Source organism: Kitasatospora sp. NPDC001660 (genome assembly GCF_053596725.1).
In genome coordinates this window covers 173,383-191,537 of the sequence record NZ_JBSFGU010000001.1, presented here as the reverse complement: position 1 = coordinate 191,537, position 18,155 = coordinate 173,383, and the positions used below count along the sequence as shown (strand labels likewise).

Genomic DNA, 18,155 nt, shown 5'->3' with positions numbered 1-18,155 from the left:
TGCTCCTGGACGGCGAGGCGGTGGACGGGGTGGAAGGCGTGGCGGGCGCGGTGGTCACGCGGGCGTCACCAGCCCGGTCTGGACGAGGCGCACCGCCCGGCGGGTGACGAACTGCGCGCGCCCGGCGGGCAGCGTGCGCGGCTTGGCCTCGCCGAGGAACTTGCCCTCCTCCTTGGGGTAGGAGAAGAGCAGCGCCGGGTTGCCGAGTTCCCACATCCGCCGCAGGGCCGGGTCGGTCATCGACCTCATCGCCCCGGAGGTGCTGCGGGCGATCACCACGTGCATCCCGATGTGCTGCCCCTGGGCCAGCAGGGGGACCAGCGGGGCCAGCGGGGTGGGAGCGCCGGGCGCGCCGGCGAGCAGGTCGTAGTCGTCGACGACGACGAACAGCCGCGGGCCCTCCCACCAGTCGCGCCGGGCCAGCTGCTCGGGGGTGATGTCCGGTCCGGGCACCCGCTTGCCCACCGAGTGGGCGGCGTTCGCGGCGAGTTGGGCGAGGGAGTCGCGGTCGACGACGTAGCCGGCCCGGTACTCCTCCGGGACGGAGGAGAGCAGGCCGCGCTCGGGGTCGGCGACGACGATGCGGGCCTCGTCGGTGCCGAAGCGCGAGGTGATCGCGCGGACCGCCAGGCGCAGCGCGTTGGTCTTGCCGCTCTCGCCGTCGCCGAAGACCATCAGGTGCGGACTGGTCGAGAAGTCGTGCCAGGTGGGCTCCAGGCGCTGCTCGTCCCAGCCCAGGCAGACCCGCAGGTCCCCTTCGGAGGGCGGCAGTTGGTCGGCCGGCAGGCGGGTGGGCAGCAGGCGCACGCCGGGGGCCGGGGAGCCGGTCCAGAAGGCGTCGATCTCGGCCACGGCCGCCTTGGTGGCCGGGGTCAGGTCGGCGGTCTCGCCGGAGCTGTCCAGGCGCGGCAGCGCGGACAGGAAGTGGTGGCCGCCGGCGGTCAGGCCGCGGCCGGGCTGGTGCGGGACGGCGGCGGCGATCCGCGAGCCGACCTCGGACTCCAGCGCGTCGCCGAGGCGCAGTTCGAACTTGGTGCCGAGCAGGTCGCGCAGCCGGGGCCGCAGCTCGGACCACCGCACCGCGGAGGCCAGCAGGTGCAGGCCGAAGGACAGCCCGCGGGCCGCCAGGTCGATGACCCTGGCCTCCAGGTCCTCGAAGTCCTGGCGCAGCGTCGACCAGCCGTCCACCACGAGGAAGACGTCGCCGTACGGGTCGTCGATCCCGCCGGTGGCCCGCAGCGCGCGGTAGGCGGCCATCGACTCCAGGCCGCGGGAGGTGAACTCCCGCTCGCGGCGCTCCAGCAGCTGGGTCAGCTCGGCCACCGTGCGCAGCACCCGGTCGCGTTCCAGGCGGGTGGCGACCGAGCCGACGTGCGGCAGGCCGGCGGTGGAGACCAGGCCGCCGCCGCCGAAGTCCAGGCAGTAGAACTGGATCTCGCCCGGGGTGTGGGTGAGCGCGAGGGAGAGGATGAGGGTGCGCAGCAGGGTCGACTTGCCGGTCTGCGGGGCGCCCGCGAGCCCGACGTGGCCGTCGGCCCCGGACAGGTCGGCGACCAGCAGTTCGCGCAGCTGCTCGTAGGGGCGGTCCACGACGCCGAGCGGGACCCGCAGCGTGCCGAGCGCCGGGTGGCCGGCCGCGCTCATGCCACGGACGGGGTCCGGCACGATGCCGGGCAGCAGCTCGTCCAGGCTGGGGGAGGCGGCCAGCGGCGGCAGCCAGACCTGCCGGGCGGGCGGCCCGCTCTCCTCCAGGCGGCCCACCAGGACCTCCAGCAGGCTCTCGGAGTTCGCCTGCTCGCCGGACGCGGCGGCGGCCGGCTCGGGGTGCTCGGCCGGGCGGAGCCCGCGGCCGGCGAGTTCGGTCAGCGAGTCCTCGGTGCTCTCGGAGCGCAGCGGGCCCTGCCGCTCCAGCCCGAAGTCGGTCAGCCCGCCGGGCACGCCGGCCTCCTGGGCCGGCTGCTCGTCGGCGGCGAGCGGCTCGGGGGCCGGGCCGGAGACGTAGGCGGCCTTGAAGCGCACCAGGTTGGTGGTGTCGATCTTCAGGTAGCCGTTGCCCGGCGAGGAGGGCAGCTCGTAGGCGCTGGAGACGCCGATCACGCTGCGCGACTCCATCGCGGAGAAGGTCCGCAGGGCGATCCGGTACGACAGGTGGCCCTCCACCTTGTGGATGCGGCTCTCGTCGAGGCGCTGCGAGGCGAGCAGCAGGTGCACGCCGAGGCTGCGCCCGAGCCGGCCGATGGAGACGAAGAGGTCGACGAACTCCGGCTTGCTGGCGAGCAGTTCGGAGAACTCGTCGACCACGATCAGCAGCGACGGCAGCGGGGCGAGGCCGGCGCCGGCGGCCCGCGCCTTCTCGTAGTCGTAGAGCGACGAGTATCCGGCCTCGCGCAGCAGCTCCTGGCGGCGGATCATCTCGCCGTTGATGGAGTCGCGCATGCGGTCGACGAGGTGGATCTCGTCGGCCAGGTTGGTGATGACCGCGGAGGTGTGCGGCAGCCGGTCCATGTGCAGGAAGGTCGCGCCGCCCTTGAAGTCCACCAGGACGAGGTTGAGCACCTCGGAGGAGTGGGTGGCGGCCAGGCCCATCACCAGGGTGCGCAGCAGCTCGCTCTTGCCGGAGCCGGTCGCGCCGATCAGCAGGCCGTGCGGGCCCATGCCGCCCTGCGCGGACTCCTTGAGGTCCAGTTCCACGACCTCGCCGTCGTCGGTGACGCCGAGCGGCACGGTCAGGCGGGCGGCCTGCACCTGCCGGGGCCGCCACTTGGCGGCCACGTCGAAGGTGTGCGGGTCGCGCAGGCCCAGCAGGGTGACGAGGTCGAGGTCCGATTCGAGCGGTCGGTCGGCGAGGTCCACGCTGCCGCTCGTGCGCATCGGCGCCAGCGAGCGGGCCAGCGCCTCGGCCGCGGTGGCACTGAGCGCGTCGGCGTCGGCGGAGACGGTGTCCTCGCCGGAGGCGAACCCGACCTTCCCGTCGTGCGCGGTCAGCCGCAGCACCTTGGGGCCGCCCGGCATCGTGCCGGTGACGTCGAGCAGCACGACGTTGCGCAGACCGCCGCCCGACAGACGGGAGTTGGCGGGGATCCGCACGCCCTGGGCCACGATCACCACGAACGGCTCCGCGACGCTGGGCGAGGCCGCCGGGTCGTGCTCGGGACGGTCGCGGACCTCCTGGCCGAGCAGGTCCAGCAGGCTCTCGGCGTCCTCGGCCGCCAGGCGTGCCGGACCGGCGGCGTCCTCCTCGCCGGGGTGGGCGTTGTGCGGCAGCCACTTGAGCCAGTCCCACTGCTCGCGGGCTCCGGCGTCGCCGAGGAACGCCACCCGCAGCTCGTCGGGGGAGTGCAGCACCGCCAACTGTCCGACGATCGCCCGGGCGAGGCCGAGCGCCTCCTCGGCCCGGCCGGCGAACTCCACGCTGGTGAAGCGGCGCAGACCCACCGGGACCGGCAGCCCGGGAACGCTCTGGTGGGCATGCGTGAAACGACGCAGCGAGACGGCGCACAGCGGTTCCAGGTCCTCCACCGGCTTGGTGCGCGGCGGCAGGAACTCCAGGGCCGCACGACGCGCACCAAGCCCGATCCGCACCCGCGTGAAGTCCTCGTGCCCGGGGCGCCGCTCCCACAGCCGGGTGCCGCGGGCCAGCGCCCAAAGCTCCGCGGGATCCGGGTGGTCCCACAGCAGGGCGGCGCGCTGCTCCGCCGCGGCCTGCCGGGCCTGGACGCGCTTCTGCGCCAGGTACCGGAGGTAGTCGCGGCGTTCGGCGCGCATGCGGCGCCGGCGCTCGGCGCCCGGGCGGCCGATCTGGGTCAGCGTCATGCTGACCATCGCCACGCCCATCATCCCGGACATCATGTAGGTCGACGCACCGCCGCCGCGCATGGAGAACATCAGCACCATGGCACCCGCGCCCAGGCCCATCGGCAGGTACATCAGGGCGGAGCCGAGGTCGGGGGTGGCCGGCTCGCCCAGCACCGGGGGTTCGGCCAGTTCGATCTGCCCCTCGGGGAGCGGGGGGCCGTCGGCGCGGGGCGGGCGCTTGACGAGAACCGTGCTCAAACCCGTACTCCGTTTCTGCTTGGCCGCGGAGGAACGAGCTTGCCCCGGGCCGATCACCGTGGGATCCGCGCGCCGTATACGGGGGCCGGGCCGGTCTCCGCGGTGGGCTGCGGTGCGGCGAAGAGCGCCGGATATCGAGCGGATATCGGGGGCTGGGAGGCTGTGGCCGCAAGCAGTGCCGTGCATGCGGCCACTGCGAGGGGAACGTGCGGACACACCACGGAAAGCCGCGCGGGAGCAGCGAGGAGGACCAGCGACATGAAGGTCTGGAACAACACCGGTTCCTGACCCCGGCGGGTCACTGCCCGCCGGGGTCGCCGTCCGGCCCCGGCGGGTTACGCGACGCCGATCACGTAGCCGACCGTCGCGGGTGTGTCGGGTGCGCCGGCCGAGCCGTCCAGCCGGGCTAGCAACTGCCGTACGTGCTCGGCGTCGGGCAGTCCGAGCCGGTCGAACAGCTCCTCCGCGGCACGCAGGTGGTCGAGGGCCTCGTCGGTGCGGCCGAGGTCGTCGAGCGTCCTGGCGGTGATCACCAGGGCGTGACCAAGGTCCCGCTCGGCGGAGAGCTCCCGGCAGTCGTCCAGCGCCTGCCGCGCCTGTTCGAGGGCCTCCTCGTGACGGTCCAGCAGGCGCAGCGTGTCGGCCAGGCGGTAGCGGGCCTGCGCCTCGCGCAGTGGGATCCCCGCGGCCCGGCAGATCCGCAGGCACTCCTCCAGTGCCGTGACGGCCTGCCGGTGTTCGCCGAGCTCGTGCGAGGCCAGGCCGAGCACGTAGAGGGCGTAGGACAGGCCGGTCCACTCCTCCGCGTCGGTCAGGCCCGGCAGCAGCCTGCGGCAGGCGGCGGCGGCCTCGGCGGGCCGGCCGTCCCGGACCTGGGCGAGCGCGGAGTTGAGCGCGGTCGCGGTCTGCCCGGCGCGGTGGCCCAGCGCCCGTGCCAGCGAGTTCGCCTCGTCGTAGAGGCGCACCGCCTCCTGGTAGCGGTGCTGGAACTGGGCGAGCACGCCGAGGTCGTTCAGTGCCTGCTGCAGCACCACCACGTCGCCGCCGGCCCGGCAGGCGTCGGCCGCGCGTCTGCTGTGTTCGGCGGCCTCGTCCAGTCTGGCCGTCTGGACGGCGAGGTTGCCGCGGATGAACTCGGCGCGGCCCAGCGAGCGCTGGTCGCCGAGCGTGTCGGCCGCTGCGGCGACCGCCGCCGCGGCGCCGGTGAGGCGTTCGTAGCGCGGGTCGGCGTCGAACGGGCTGAGCGCGACCAGCAGGTCGGCGGCGACGCGTACGTCCTCGACCGATGCCGCCTCGTCGGCCGTCGCCAGGACCGAGGTGATCGCCGCCTCGAACTCCGCGGCCACCCAGTCGGCGGCCGCGTGGGCGTCCTCGAAGGCCAGGCCCGGGGTGAGCCCGGGGATGAGCGCGGTCCCGATCGGATCGCCGGGCACCAGCTGCTGGAAGGCGGCGGTCGCGCCCGAGAGAAGGAAGCGCATGTGGCGGCGCAGGGCCGTGGAGTGCTCCTCGGCGCCGTCCGGTCCGCCGATCTGCAGCGCGAAGACCCGCAGCAGCTCGTGGTAGCGGTAGCGGCCGGGCCGTGGGGCGGTGAGCATGCCCGCGTCGACCAGCGACTCCAGCAGGTCCTCGGCCCGGCGCTGCGCGACCCCCAGGACGGCGGCCGCCGCCGGTACGCCGATGTCCGGTCGGCAGACCGCCGCGACCACCCGGAACGCGTCGGCCTGCTCCGCCGTCAACTGGCGGTAGCCCCACTCGAAGGCGCCCGCCACGGCCAGGTCGCCCAGGCGCAGCTCGGCCATCCGGTCCCGTTCCGCGGCCAGCCGGTCGGCCAGTCGGGCCACCGTCCAGGCCGGGCGCGAGGCCAGCCGGGCCGCCACGATCCGCACGGCCAGCGGGAGCCGGCCGCAGTGGCGGATCAGCTCGCCGGCCGCCGCCAGGTCGGCCGCGACCCGCTCGGCGCCGGCCGTGCGGGCCAGCAGGTCGCGCGCCTCGTCCACGCTGAACACGTCCAGGTCGACCTGGACGGCGGTGGCCAGGCCGAACAGCCGGGCGCGGCCGGTCACCAGGACGGCGCACCGGGCCGAGCCGGGCAGCAGCGGACGGACCTGGGCGGCGTCCCTGGCGTTGTCGAGCAGGACCAGCACCCGGCGGACGTCCAGCAGTGAGCGGAAGAGCCGGGCCCGGTCCTCCATCGACTCCGGTACGGCGCCCGGTGCGACGCCGAGGGCGGTCAGGAAGCTGGCCAGCAGCACGTTCGGGTCGGCCGGCGCGTCCTGGTCGCCGCGCAGGTCCGCGTACAGCTGGCCGTCGGGGAAGCCGGGGCGCAGCCGGTGGGCGACCCGCAGGGCCAGCGCCGTCTTGCCCACCCCGCCCATCCCGGAGACCGCCGCGATGGGCAGCACGGCGTCCCCGGCCGGCTCCCGCACCGCCGCGGCGAGTGCCGTGTGCAGCGCGTCGAGTTCGACCTGGCGGCCGGTGAAGTCGACGGTGTCGGCGGGAAGTTGGGCCGGTACCAGGGTCGGCTGCCGGGTCGGCGCGTGGTGCGTGGCGACGGTGCCGGCGGCGGTACCCAGGAGGGCCGGGTCGTTGCGCAGGATCCGCTGGTGGGTCTCGCGCAGCTCCGGTCCGGGGTCGACGCCCAGCTCCTCGGCGAGCAGCCGGCGGGCCCGGTCGAAGAGGGCCAGTGCGTCGGCCTGGCGGCCGCCTTGGTAGAGCGCCCGCATCAGCAGTGTGTACGGCCGCTCGCGCAGCGGGTGTTCGGCGGTGAGGTCGCGCAGCACCGGGATGGCCAGGGCGGTGTCGCCCAGCTCCAGGTCCAGGCCGCAGCGCTCCTCCAGCAGGCTGATCCGCAGTTCACCGAGCCTGGTGCGCTGCTGCTCGGCGAACGGCCCGGGCACCCCGGTCAGTGGCTCGCCGCCCCACAACTCCAGTGCCTCCGCGAACAGCCCGCGCGCCTGTGCGGGGTCCTCGCCGGCGCGGGCCGCGCCGATCGCCGCCGCTGCCAGTTTCTCCATGTGCAGCGCGTCCACGGCGTCGGCCGGTACGACGGTGCGGTAGCCGTCGCCCACCGAGGTGAGGATCGCCGGGGCGTCGTGGTCGTGCTCCAGGGCCTTGCGCCACCGCCAGGCGTAGGTGCGCAGCATGGCGGACGCGCTGATCGGGGCCTCGTCGCCCCAGAGCGCCTCGATGAGCTCGCCGGCGCTGGCCCCGCGGCCGTCGCGCAGCAGCAGCGTGGCCATCATCGCCTGCTGCAGGGGCGATCCGACCGGTAGTCCCTCGTCCCCGTACTGCGCCCGCATGGTGCCCAGCAGGAAGAACCGGACGGGATGGATCATGGACTGCAGTCCCCTCGTGCGTGACACCCAAACGTCCCGGTGAGGGCCCTGGACCGCCATTTCCGATGCGTGGCCCGGGTTCCCCGCCTCCCCGAGGGGCGTCATTGTTCGTATTACTAGCACATTCTTGACATGGCGCCGCAACGCGGTGATTGAGACGCCTGACACAGCGTCAACGTTCGTCGACGATCGATGGCCGCCCTGTCGTCACCCTCACGGAATGAGCACTGATCCGGTTCAAAAGGGAGGGTGGGAAAGCGGACGGGGCGGCCCTGCGGGAAATGCGTTCCCCGGCCGGAGGCCGCCGTAGCGGTCGTGCGCCGCACCCGGCTCATCCACCGCACCTGCGTGGTTAGCCGTCGCTTGGAGCGCGGTGATCTCGGCGGGCGGCGTGCACGACGGGCGCCACGACCGCGGTTCCTTCCCGGCGCCCAGCGCTTGACAGCACCCAAGGGGCGGAATGAACATTCATTCCGTGACTCCGTCCAACAAACCCGACCTTGCCCAACGGCTGCTCGACGCCGCCGTCGCACTGTTCGCCGAGCGCACTTACGAGGGCACCCAGATGCCCGCCGTGGCGCAGCGAGCCGGGGTGGGGGTGGGCAGCATCTACCGCTACTTCCCGAGCAAGGAGGCGCTGGGCAATGCCGCCTTCCAGCACGCCAAGCGGGCGCTGCTGGGCCGGCTGGCCGAGGCGTTCGCCGAGGGCGGCCCGGCGGTGGACACCCGCGAGGAGTTCGGCCGGTTCTGGCGCGGCTTCACCCGGTACGCGACCGACCACCTGGACGCGTTCGTCTTCCTGGAGCACCAGCAGCACGACACCTTCCTGGCTCCCGAGAGCCAGGCTCTGGCCGCGCAGATCGACGCGTTGGCCAAGGACTTCATCGAACGCGGCCAGCGGGCCGGCGAGATCCGCGCCGGAGACCCCGAACTGCTGGTCGCGATGGCCGTCGGCGCGTTCACCGGGCTGCTGAAGCAGCAGCGCCCCGGCGGTCTCGCCCGGCTCTCCCGCGAGGCCCTCGCCCAGGCGGAAGAAGCCGTCTGGGACCTCCTGCACCGAAAGGCCGGCTGATGAACACCGCCAAGACCGTCCTGATCACCGGGTGTTCCTCCGGCATGGGCCAGCGCACTGCGCTCGCCCTGCACCGGCTGGGCCACCGCGTCTACGCCACCGCCCGCCGGCCGGAGACGCTCGCCGAGCTGGCCCTCGAAGGCCTGACCACCCTGGCGCTGGACGTCACCGACGAGGCGTCCATGGCCGCCGCCGTGGCCCGGATCGAGGAGGAGCACGGCGGCGTCGACATACTGGTCAACAATGCCGCGTACGGCCTGCACCTGCCGGTGGAGTCCGCCCCGCCCGGCGAGGTGCGGGCGCAGTTCGACACCAACGTCTTCGGGCTGGTCCGGATGACCCAGCTGGTGCTCCCCGGGATGCGGCGTGCCGGGCACGGGCGGATCGTCAACCTGTCCTCCATGGGCGGGCGTTTCTCCCCGCCCGGCGGTGCGTTCTACCATGCGAGCAAGCACGCGGTGGAGGCGATCAGCGACTCGTTGCGGCTGGAGGTCGCGCCGTTCGGCATCAAGGTCGTGGTGGTCCAACCCGGGCCCACGATCACCGAGTTCGCCGACACCGCGGTCGGCACGATGCGGGCCGAGGCCGACCCCGCCGACCCGTACGGGCGGTTCCGCGCCGAGCTCGCCGACATGTACGCCAACAAGGCCTTTCGCCGCCGCAACGGCGCGGTACCGGCCGAGACGGCGACCAGGGTGATCGTCCGCGCGGCGACCGTCCGCAGGCCGCGGGCGCGGTACGCGATCGGGGCGATGGCACGCGGAACGATGCTGGCCAAGCGGCTGCTGCCGGACGCCGCCTTCGATGCGGTGATGCGGATGAACTTCCCACTGCCGAGCGCGTGAACCCGCCGGCACGGGGCCCTCGGCGGCCACCGCCGCACCGGCTCCGGGCCGTCGGGCCCGAATGCCACCGGTGGCCGGTGCCGCGGCGGTGACCTCGCCTCACACGGCCGCGGCGGGTGGTTCGAGCGGCACGACGACGACCGGGACGTGGGCGTGGTGGACGATCTCCGTACTGGTCGAGCCGAGCGCGAGGCGGCCCCAGAAGCCGGCGCCGCGGGTGCCCACCACGAGCAGGCTCGCGTCCTCGCACGCGTCCAGCAGGACCTTGGCGGGCCGGCCGCGCTCGCAGCGGACCTCGACCTCGACGGCGGGCTCGCCGACCTGCTGCAGCAGTTCCTCGACGGAGTCCGTCACGTCGCGCTCGACGATCTCGTGCAGGTGCGTCGGCATTTCGCCCGTCGTGCGGGGCCAGGCGGGCGTGGCCAGGTCCTCCGGTCCGGCGTGGGCGGAGCCGTAGGCGCAGACGGCGCGCACGCCGACGCCCCGCAGCTGTGCCTCCTGCAGGGCGAAGAGCAGGGCCCGGCGGGCGGACTCCGAGCTGTCCGTGCCGACGACGATCGGACCGGCGGACTCCGGTCCGGGGGTGATGTTCTCGGTGACCACGGGAACCTCCAACGCGCGGCCTGAGGGTGCGGGCGCCCGGTTCGGCCGTTTCGGGGGAGCGGGCGCGTCCGCTGCCCTTTCATGGTGCTCCGGCAGTGCGGCGTCGGCATGTCCGTCGCGCCGGGTGGGCGCGCACGATCATCGGCGGGTGACCGGACTGCCCGCGCCGCACTGCCCGCGCCGGGCTGTCACGGCCGGGCGCAGGCCCGGAAGGCGGTGCGGTAGGCCTGGGGGACGTGTCGGTGTGCCGGGTGAAGTGGTGGCGCAGGGTGACGGGGAGCCGAAGCCGCCGTGGTCGGCGATCTGCGCCGCCACCTGCCGCCCGGCGCGCTGCCCGACTGGTACGACCTGACCGCCCGGGTGGGTTGGGGAGACTGACCACGGCCGGGCGGCGAACGGCGGCGCCGCTGCGGTGGGTTGGGGCCGCCTCGGCCGGTCAGCCTGCGTCGGCGGGGGCGTTGGCGGCGGAGTCGGAGAGGCCGGCGCGCAGGAGCTGGTGGCCGAGGTCGATGAGGGCTCGGGCGGCGGCGTACTCGTCGCCGATTTCGGGGACCGGGGGGTCGTGGGGGTTGCGGCGGGCGGTGGTGCGGGTCTCCAGGACGTTGTCGCCGGTGTCGAGGACGGCGTGGACCTTGGTGGTGTCGCCCTCCTCGAAGAGGTCGAGGCGCAGGGACCACCGCTTGGTGCGCATCGGCGTCGTGGTGTGCGTGTGCATTCCGGGCCTCCCGGGTCGGGCCGGGTCCGGGGTGGTGCCCCGGACCCGTCACGGGATCAACCGCCTTGCGTGATCTGGATCTTGCGGGCGGTCTTCTTCTCCTCGCCGATCGGCGCGCGGACGGTCAGCACGCCCTGGTCGTAGGCGGCGGTGACGTCCTCCTCGCGGACACCGGCGGGCAGCCGGACGCTGCGGGTGAACGAGCCGTAGCGGAACTCGGAGCGCTGCTTGTCCTTCTTCTCCTCGCTGCGCTCGGCCTGGACGGTCAGGACGCCGTCGGCGACGCTGATCGTGATGTCCTTGTCCGGGTCGACACCGGGGAGCTCGGCCCTGAGCTGGTAGACGCCGTCGCTCTCGGACTCCTCGATGCGGATCACGTGCTCGCCGACCGGTATCCGGAAATCGGCGGGGAAGTCCTCGAAGAGGTCCGGCAGCGAGGGCCACCGGTAGCCGAAGGGGAATCTTCTGAGCAGGTCGCCGGCCATGATGTCCTCCTGTGGGACGGTCTTTTCCTGGTGTGCTCAGGCCGCGGTCTCGGGCAGCGCGCTGCGGGAGACCGGGACGAGCAGGTCGAAGAGCCGCTGGACGACGTCGCGCAGCAGGTCGTCGACGGTGAGCATGCCGACCGGGCGGCCCTGGTCGAGGACCGGGAGTCGGCGGACGTCGGAGCTGCGGAAGGTGCGGTACACGGTGTCGAGGTCGTCGCCGACGTCGACGGTGGTGACCGGGGTGGTCATGAGGTCCGCGACCGGCTGTCCGGGCCCGGACCCGTGCGCCAGGGCGCGCAGGGTCAGGTCACGGTCGGTGAGGATGCCGCAGAGCCGGCCGTCCAGGGTGACGAGGACGCAGCCGACCGCCTCCTGCTCCATCCGCCGCGCGGCCTCGAAGGCGGTCGCGCCGAGGTCGACGGTGACCGGCGGAGCGGTCATGAGGTCCGCGGCCTTCATGACGAGGGGCCTTCCCCGGAGCCGCCGCCGTTCAGCGAGACCGTGACGGCGGGCGGGTTGTCGAGCGTGTTCTTCACCGTGCAGTGGTGGACGACCGCGAGCAGGCCGGGTGCCCGCTCGGGCGGCAGGCCGGGGACGGTGATCTCGACGGACACCGAGGCGATCCGGGCCGGGCGGTCCTCGGCCATGGTGTAGTCGGCCGTGACGTGGAGCCCGGCGCGGCCGAGCCCGTGCCGGTCGAGGTAGCCGCCGGCGTAGTGGGCCGTGCAGGAGGCCAGTGCGGAGGCGCACAGCTCGACCGGGGTCGGTGCCGCGTCGCCGCCACCGGACTGGAGGGGCTGGTCGACGGCCAGGGCGTGCGAGCGGAGGTCGATGGCGTACAGGTCTCCCGCCACCGGATCCACCTCGATCCGCCCCGGGCGCAGCGCGTGCGGGCGTTCGACCGCGGCGGCCTGGCGCAGCAGCATTCCGGCCAGCCGCCTGGCTTCCGCCGGGGTGAGCGAGGCCCAGACCTCGTCCGTGTCGTACGGCTCGCAGTCCGTGTCGAGGATGACACGGCCGGTGTCCGGCAGCGCCTCCGGGGCGAAGCGGGACACCGCGATCGTCCGCCCGCCGGCGGTGTGCAGCAGCTGCTGGGTGGTGGTGCGGGTGTCGTCGGTCAGCACGGCCGTGCCTCCGGGGCTCAGGGCCCGGCACGGTGCACCGGGCCTCTGCGTCCATCGCACCGCCACCGGGCGTCGGGCGGCAGGGCCGTTCGGCCCGCCACAGGGCCCCACCGGCAGGGCCGGCGGGGACGCCGTGCCCGCTTGGCACGTGGAGACAGGGTCGTTGGGCCCTCGCGTCCGGCCCCGGTGCGCCGGATGATCGATAGCACCGGAGCCCTCGTCGGCAGGGAGTGAGCCACCATGACCACCGAAACCGCCCTCACCACCGCCGACCTGTACCTGCTGGCCGAAGCCGGCGGCATGGCGCCGTCGCTGCACAACAGCCAGCCCTGGCGCTTCCGCCCGACGTCCGACCTGCGCGGCCTGGAGGTCCACGCGGACCTCGGCCGGGCCGTTCGGGCCGCCGACCCCGACGGCAGGGCGCTGCACATCTCGATCGGCGCCGCCCTCTTCAACCTGCGCGTGGCCGCCGCCCACCTGGGCCGCGACGCCGCCGTCCGGCTGCAGCCGTCCGGCGAGGACACACAGCCGCGGGCCGTGCTCGACCTGTCCGCACCGGCGCGATCCCCGCGACCGTTCGGGGAGGACCTCTACCCGGCCATCGCCGGGCGCCACTCCAGCCGCCAGCCGTTCGCCAACCGGGACGTCCCGGAGGCGCTCGTCGCCGAGTTCATCACGGCGGCCCAGGCGGAGGGCGTCACGCTCACCATGCTGGAGGAGGCCGGGGTGCGCCGCGTGCTCTCGCTCACTTCCGAAGCCGAGGCGCGCATCGCCGCCGACGTCACCCGCGAGGCCGAGACCCGCCGCTGGCTGCGGCTGGAGCCGTCCTGCGACGGCATCCCGCTCGAAGCCCTCGGCTCGCACGACCGTGACGCCCGCGTCCCGATGCGCGGCTTCACCGGCCACCCGCCGCGCCACGCCACCCCGGCGGAGCGCTTCGAGGCACTGCCGCAACTGGCCATGCTCACCACGCACTTCGACCACCAGGCCGACTGGATGCGGACCGGCCAGGCGCTGGAGCGCGTGTGGCTGATCGCCACTCTTCACGGCGTGCGTGCGTCCGTCCTGCACCAGGCAGTCGAGATCCCCGACACCCGCTGGCGCCTGCGCGACCCTGCCGACGGCCCGGCCCACGCGCAGCTGGTCCTGCGCGTCGGCTACGGCCCGCCCGGATCGGCCACCCCGCGTCGGCCCGTCGAGGACGTGCTCGACCAGACGGAGGGGTAGTCGGCGGCCCGTACACGGGAGGCGCGCGGGCCGTGCCGGCGGAAATCTGACTGAACGTCATTGATTCGGTCCGCCTCGTTCCACTCGTTCGCGGTGGAGCACGCTTCGGACGAGGTCAGCTCGTCGAACGTCCAGGTGCGCCGGTCGCCTGCCCGATCTCGAAGGTCGATCCGGGGGCGGCGTGGTCGATGGGGCCGTCGAAGCGCGTCGAGGCGCGGGCCACCGCCTGCTGTGGCGTGAGGAACCGGCCGACATGGGTGACGATCAGCCGGCCCGCCCGGGCCGCGGCGGCCGTCTCGCCGGCATCCTCGGGGGTGTGATGCACCTGTTCACCCTCGGCGGGAGCCTGCGCGCTCTCGGCCTCGCACAGCAGTGTGTCGCATCCGTCGGCCAGTTGCGTCAGGCTGGCGCAGGGGGCGGTGTCTCCGGAGTAGACCAGCGATCGACCCGAAGCCTCGACGCGCAGGGCGAAGGCCGGGATGCCGTGCGCCACTGCCCGGCTGGTCAGTCGGAGCGGGCCGACGCTCACCTGATGGCCGTCATGCAACTCGGTGACCGCGAAGGCGGATTCGATCGGGCTGCGGACGGACGTGTTGGTGAGGAAGTCCGCCAGCCGGTCGGTGATACCCGGCGGACCGTAGAGAGGGATCGGCGCGGCGAGACGGACCTCCGAATACAGGGCGCCGTAGTAAGCGGTGAGCAGATCCGCGCTGTGATCGGCGTGCAGGTGCGAGATCCAGATCGCGTCCAGCTCGTCCAGCCGGGCGTGACGTTGCAGGGGGCCCAGCGTCCCACTGCCCGCGTCCATCCACAGGTGCGTGTCCCCGCTGGACACCAGGTAGCCGGAACACGGGTTGTCCGCGCTCGGATACGGCGTCGCGGAACCCAGGACTGCAAGGCGAAGAAGCTCGTTGGCCATCCCGAGAGCCTAGAACACGTGATCCGCAGGTGCTGCCCTCGTTGCTGCTGTGGCTGCTCCTGAACCATGTCAGCTCGGTGTTCATCGTTCAAGGCTCGTTTGTCGAACCGGAGTTGGTACTTCGACTGCGGATCGTGTATCGAACGCTCCCCCTCGGGAGGGTCGGCTGGCCAAGCGTGGAGGGGGCGTTCGTCCGCGCGGGCGGTGCTGTCCGGTTCGGATTCGGTCGGCGTCGAGGCGTTCAGTCAGGAACCGCGAGATGGTCGACGGCGCCCCCGTGCCATTCGATCATGAAGAGGGTGGCGTCGTCGCTGGTGCGCCCGCCTCGTTCCCTCTTCAGCGTGTGGGAGAGCCGGCGCAGATCTGCCCGCATCCCCCCTGACGGCTCTTCCCCGAGACGGTTGATACAGCGGATGAGGCGTTCCTCACCGAACGGCTCCCCGCCGGCGACGTGCTCTTCGATGATGCCGTCGGTGTAGCACAGCACCCGGTCGCCCCGCTGGAGCGTGTGCTCCTTGATCCGGGGCTCCTCACCGCCGAAGCCGACGGGCAGCGTCGTCGCGCTCTCCAACTGCCGCACGACCTTGCCGTCGCGGATCAGCAGCGGCGCGGGGTGGCCCGCGTTGACCAGCTCCATCTCACCGGTGGCGATGTTCAGGTGCATCAGCTGCGCCGTGACGAAGTGGTCGGGACCGAACTGCCGGGAAATGGCATCGTCCATGAACGCGTACTTCTCGGGCAGGCTGATGAACACGCGCCGGGCATGCCGGTAGGCGCCGATGGCGACGGTCGCCATCGCGGCGGCGTCCAAGGCGTGGCCCATCGCGTCGATCACGGCCGCGTGCAGGATGTTGTCGTTGAGGGCGTAGTCGAAGCTGTCGCCGGCGACGCGGTAGGCGGGTTCCAGGATGCCGGCCACCGCGACCTGCGGCGCGGACATCGTCAGCGGCGGCAGCAGGCTCCACTGGATCTCCGCGGACACGCTCATCGGCTCCCGGCGCCGGGCCTGGAAGAACTGGTCGGTGTAGGCGTTCTTGGTGACGAGCATCTCGGCCACCAGCGCAGCGAGCCGGCGCAGCAGGCGCCGGTCGTCGTTGCCGACGGCGTCCAGGGTCAGGGCCATCACACCGACCTGGTCGCTGCCGTCCAGCAGCGGCAGGTACATCCGGACGCCATGGGCCTGCGGCACCTCGACGACGTCCTCGCTCAGGAAGGCCCGGCCGGCGTGGGAGTCCGCCATCGGCTCGGGCTGGCCGACGTGCAGCTTCGTGCCCGGCAGCGGCACCAGCAGCTCCTGCGCGTAGTCCTGGAGCAAAATGGAGACGTCGCGGCCGCCGATCCCGGCCACCTCCTCCGCGATCAGTGGGGCGATCAGCTGCGGTGGCGTCAGCCGCGCCCGATCCAGCAGCACGCCGAGCAGCCGTTCGCCGAAACCCTCCGACCGGTCCACGCTCTCCTCATCCATGACCCGGTTCGCCACCTCGTTCCTGCCACAAGTGCTGGTCACCGCCTCGTACAAAGTGACCTGGGAAGCCGTCGGAGCGGCTCATTACGCCGATGCGCGGCATGTCGGCCCACGCAGACCGGGCCGTATCTCCGTGAGGAGTTGGCGGATCCTCGCCCGAGCCTCACCGAGTGGACGAAGGCGTGCCGGGCGGCGGGGGAGAAGGTGAGGTGAGGGCCGACCGTGTCCTTGGAGTCGCGGACGAGGGTGGCGGCGGCGGTCTCGGTGACCTCGACGCACTCGTTGTCGCTGTGGCTGCTGCCGGGGCGACCGCCTCCCGGTCCTCCCGGCCGGACTCCTCCCCAACTCCCAGTCCGGGCGCGGCCTCACGCTCGTCGACGCGCTCGCCGATCGTTGGGAACGAGCCCGCGCCACCTCAACGGCAAGACGATCTGGGCCGAACTCGACCTCCCGGCCAGTACCCATGCGGCCTGACACCACCCCCCCCACCGCATCACCCTCGTCCTCGCCCTCCTCGCGTGGATCCACCCCATCGCCCGTCACCACCGTCACACGCCTGCGCCCGGACCGGCCCCGACGAGCCTTCCCGCCAAGCGGAGGCCGAAGGCCGACTCCGTTCCCCTCCTACTCGGACCCCACGATCGGGGGGCCTTCGGGGCGGATGATCCGGCCGGTGATCCCCGTGGGCCGGATGCGGACCCAGGTGTTCCGGTCGCCGCCGCCCGCCCACGGGTGGGGATCGGCGTGCTGCTCGAACCAGTGCACGACGTCCTCGCCGGTGACGGTCGCGGCGGTGCCGTTCACGAGCACGCTCCAGCCGGTGGCGAACACCTCGTCGAGCTGGTCGACCTCGAAGGCGACCTCCTGGCCGGTGGTCTCGGCGAGGTCGCTGTCCGAGGTGGTGCGGTAGAGGATGGTGGCGTCGAGCACCTGGTAGTTGACGGGCAGGGCCACCAGGCCGTGCGGTCTCGTGAACACCACCCGGCCGACGCCGCCCGGGGCGAGCTTGGCCCAGCAGGCGGCCGGGTCCAACTCCTCCAGGAGCACGCGGGCGTTGGCGCGGGCCCGCCCGGACGGCACGTCGTGGCCGCCGCCGAGCAGGCAGCCGACCGTGGTGTCGAGCGCGTCGGCGAGCCGGGTGAGGCTGTCGACGCCGACCGGGACGGCATGCGTCTCCAGGTAGGCGACGAACCCCGCGTCCAGGCCGCCGCGTTCCGCCGTCTGCGCCCGGGTGAGGCCGAGTTGCGCGCGGCGGTGGGCGACCCGGCGGCCGAGGTCGCCGGGGTCGGCCGGGCGGGTGGGCGCCCGGTCTTCGTTCGTGGTCTTCATCACGACCTCCGTGTTCAGGCCGGGGTGCCGTTCGGAACGATCACCAGCGGCACCGTGCAGCGGTGCACCAGGGCCCGTCCGGTGGAGCCGAACAGCAGGCCGCGGAAGCCGCCGAGGCCCCGGCTGCCGATGACCAGGCAGCGGGCGCGCGTCGCGACGGCCGCCAGCATGGGGGCGGGTGAGCCGGTGAGCACCTCGCGCCGGACCCGGACGTCCGGGTACTTCTCCTCCCACCCGGCCAGCGACGCCGACAGGTCCATCAGGGACTCCTCGATCGGGTCGGGCCGGTCGGCCCCGGCCGGGCGCCGGACCTCCACGGCCTGGATGTCGACCCCGGCGATCGCGGCCTCCTCGAAGGCGAAGGCGACCGCGGCCCGGGAGGACTCCGAGCCGTCCACCCCGACCACGACGGCGCCGGGCCCGGAGAGGCCCTCGGGCGGCTCGGGGACGAGCGTGATCGGGCAGCGCAGGTGGCCGACCAGGGACGCGCCCTTGGAACCGATCGGCAGCGCCGAGCGCGCCTCGGTGAGCCGGCGGATGCCGAGCACCAGCTGCGCGGCCTCGTCAGCTGCCTCGCGCAGCACCCGGACCGGCCGGCCCTCGGTCAGCCTGGTCGTGATCTCCAGACCGGGGTGCTGTTCGCCGGCCAGCAGCCGGGCGGTGTCCAGCAGCGCGTCGCCGGCGGCCCGGAGGCCGATCACCCAGCGGCTCGGATCCTGCGCGGGCTCGCCTGTCGGCCAATCCTGGGCGTGCAGCAGGTGCAGCGGTAGACCCCGCCACCCGGCCTCGTCCGCCGCCCAGCGCACGGCCCAACGGCTCGCCTCGGAGCGGTCGACGCCCACGATCACGGGGCGGCGGGTTTCGAAGCCGTTCATCGCGGACTCCTCTCGGCCCGGCCGGCGCCGCCACCGGCTCTGTGCGGAGCTCTTGACCTCCTTCTGTGCGGAGCTCTTGACCACCTTCAGCGTCCACGTCGTGGC

General features: G+C 73.5%; 14 protein-coding genes and 1 pseudogene. 3 read left to right on the top strand and 12 right to left on the bottom strand.

All coding sequences use genetic code 11. The features are described 5' to 3' along the window. Positions 1 to 54: 54 nt before the first annotated feature. Entirely contained in the window at positions 55 to 4,053 is a 3,999-nt protein-coding gene (eccCa, locus tag ACWCXH_RS00825) for a type VII secretion protein EccCa (protein ID WP_449799142.1), read from the bottom strand. Between the two features lie 335 nt (positions 4,054 to 4,388). After that, positions 4,389 to 7,388, bottom strand: a complete 3,000-nt coding sequence (locus ACWCXH_RS00820; RefSeq protein ID WP_449799141.1) for a BTAD domain-containing putative transcriptional regulator — start codon at positions 7,386 to 7,388, stop codon at positions 4,389 to 4,391. Between the two features lie 475 nt (positions 7,389 to 7,863). Between ACWCXH_RS00820 and ACWCXH_RS00815 the strand changes: the two genes are divergently transcribed. Continuing rightward, positions 7,864 to 8,460 carry a TetR/AcrR family transcriptional regulator gene (locus ACWCXH_RS00815; RefSeq protein WP_449799140.1) on the top strand — a complete coding sequence of 199 codons (597 nt, stop codon included), beginning with the start codon at positions 7,864 to 7,866 and terminating at the stop codon, positions 8,458 to 8,460. After that, a complete protein-coding gene (locus tag ACWCXH_RS00810) occupies positions 8,460 to 9,305 on the top strand; it encodes an SDR family NAD(P)-dependent oxidoreductase (protein ID WP_449799139.1) in 846 nt (281 codons plus the stop codon). The genes ACWCXH_RS00815 and ACWCXH_RS00810 overlap by 1 nt, the downstream gene beginning before the upstream one ends. A 99-nt stretch (positions 9,306 to 9,404) precedes the next feature. On the opposite strand, the gene ACWCXH_RS00805 is transcribed toward ACWCXH_RS00810, so the two are convergent. The 5 genes from ACWCXH_RS00805 to ACWCXH_RS00785 form a co-directional block, all read right to left on the bottom strand. Next, positions 9,405 to 9,908 (bottom strand): universal stress protein, encoded by a 504-nt coding sequence (locus ACWCXH_RS00805; protein WP_449799138.1) that lies wholly within the window; start codon positions 9,906 to 9,908, stop codon positions 9,405 to 9,407. A 436-nt stretch (positions 9,909 to 10,344) separates the two neighbouring features. Further along, positions 10,345 to 10,623 carry a dsRBD fold-containing protein gene (locus tag ACWCXH_RS00800; RefSeq protein WP_449799137.1) on the bottom strand — a complete coding sequence of 93 codons (279 nt, stop codon included), beginning with the start codon at positions 10,621 to 10,623 and terminating at the stop codon, positions 10,345 to 10,347. Between the two features lie 56 nt (positions 10,624 to 10,679). Beyond that, positions 10,680 to 11,108 (bottom strand): Hsp20/alpha crystallin family protein, encoded by a 429-nt coding sequence (locus tag ACWCXH_RS00795; protein ID WP_449799136.1) that lies wholly within the window; start codon positions 11,106 to 11,108, stop codon positions 10,680 to 10,682. 36 nt (positions 11,109 to 11,144) lie between these two features. Continuing rightward, positions 11,145 to 11,570 (bottom strand): CBS domain-containing protein, encoded by a 426-nt coding sequence (locus tag ACWCXH_RS00790; RefSeq protein ID WP_449799135.1) that lies wholly within the window; start codon positions 11,568 to 11,570, stop codon positions 11,145 to 11,147. After that, positions 11,567 to 12,235, bottom strand: a complete 669-nt coding sequence (locus ACWCXH_RS00785) for an OsmC family protein (protein ID WP_449799134.1) — start codon at positions 12,233 to 12,235, stop codon at positions 11,567 to 11,569. The genes ACWCXH_RS00790 and ACWCXH_RS00785 overlap by 4 nt, the downstream gene beginning before the upstream one ends. 240 nt (positions 12,236 to 12,475) lie before the next feature. On the opposite strand from ACWCXH_RS00785, the gene ACWCXH_RS00780 reads away from it, so the two are divergent. After that, positions 12,476 to 13,462: an Acg family FMN-binding oxidoreductase gene (locus tag ACWCXH_RS00780; RefSeq protein WP_449799133.1), complete on the top strand. Its 987-nt coding sequence runs from the start codon at positions 12,476 to 12,478 to the stop codon at positions 13,460 to 13,462. Positions 13,463 to 13,577: 115 nt separating this feature from the next. Here ACWCXH_RS00780 and ACWCXH_RS00775 read toward each other — a convergent pair whose 3' ends face one another. From ACWCXH_RS00775 to ACWCXH_RS00755, 5 genes and pseudogenes are all read right to left on the bottom strand, one after another. Then, complete coding sequence (locus ACWCXH_RS00775) at positions 13,578 to 14,381, bottom strand: MBL fold metallo-hydrolase (protein ID WP_449799132.1); 804 nt, start codon at positions 14,379 to 14,381, stop codon at positions 13,578 to 13,580. 241 nt (positions 14,382 to 14,622) lie between these two features. Beyond that, positions 14,623 to 15,846 (bottom strand): PP2C family protein-serine/threonine phosphatase, encoded by a 1,224-nt coding sequence (locus tag ACWCXH_RS00770; RefSeq protein WP_449799131.1) that lies wholly within the window; start codon positions 15,844 to 15,846, stop codon positions 14,623 to 14,625. 38 nt (positions 15,847 to 15,884) lie between these two features. Beyond that, a pseudogene (locus tag ACWCXH_RS00765) lies at positions 15,885 to 16,133 on the bottom strand (DUF397 domain-containing protein); the annotation flags it as partial. 337 nt (positions 16,134 to 16,470) lie between these two features. Continuing rightward, complete coding sequence (locus tag ACWCXH_RS00760) at positions 16,471 to 17,175, bottom strand: helix-turn-helix domain-containing protein (RefSeq protein ID WP_449799130.1); 705 nt, start codon at positions 17,173 to 17,175, stop codon at positions 16,471 to 16,473. Between the two features lie 14 nt (positions 17,176 to 17,189). Then, positions 17,190 to 18,050 carry a universal stress protein gene (locus ACWCXH_RS00755; RefSeq protein WP_449799129.1) on the bottom strand — a complete coding sequence of 287 codons (861 nt, stop codon included), beginning with the start codon at positions 18,048 to 18,050 and terminating at the stop codon, positions 17,190 to 17,192. Between the last annotated feature and the right edge of the window lie 105 nt (positions 18,051 to 18,155).

Coding starts and splice junctions, on each gene's coding strand:
- ACWCXH_RS00760 (WP_449799130.1), bottom strand. CDS start 17,175: ATGAAGACCACGAACGAAGACCGGGCGCCCACCCGCCCGGCCGACCCC.
- ACWCXH_RS00790 (WP_449799135.1), bottom strand. CDS start 11,570: ATGAAGGCCGCGGACCTCATGACCGCTCCGCCGGTCACCGTCGACCTC.
- ACWCXH_RS00820 (WP_449799141.1), bottom strand. CDS start 7,388: ATGATCCATCCCGTCCGGTTCTTCCTGCTGGGCACCATGCGGGCGCAG.
- ACWCXH_RS00770 (WP_449799131.1), bottom strand. CDS start 15,846: ATGGATGAGGAGAGCGTGGACCGGTCGGAGGGTTTCGGCGAACGGCTG.
- ACWCXH_RS00780 (WP_449799133.1), top strand. CDS start 12,476: ATGACCACCGAAACCGCCCTCACCACCGCCGACCTGTACCTGCTGGCC.
- ACWCXH_RS00810 (WP_449799139.1), top strand. CDS start 8,460: ATGAACACCGCCAAGACCGTCCTGATCACCGGGTGTTCCTCCGGCATG.
- ACWCXH_RS00800 (WP_449799137.1), bottom strand. CDS start 10,623: ATGCACACGCACACCACGACGCCGATGCGCACCAAGCGGTGGTCCCTG.
- ACWCXH_RS00755 (WP_449799129.1), bottom strand. CDS start 18,050: ATGAACGGCTTCGAAACCCGCCGCCCCGTGATCGTGGGCGTCGACCGC.
- ACWCXH_RS00795 (WP_449799136.1), bottom strand. CDS start 11,108: ATGGCCGGCGACCTGCTCAGAAGATTCCCCTTCGGCTACCGGTGGCCC.
- ACWCXH_RS00775 (WP_449799132.1), bottom strand. CDS start 14,381: ATGGCCAACGAGCTTCTTCGCCTTGCAGTCCTGGGTTCCGCGACGCCG.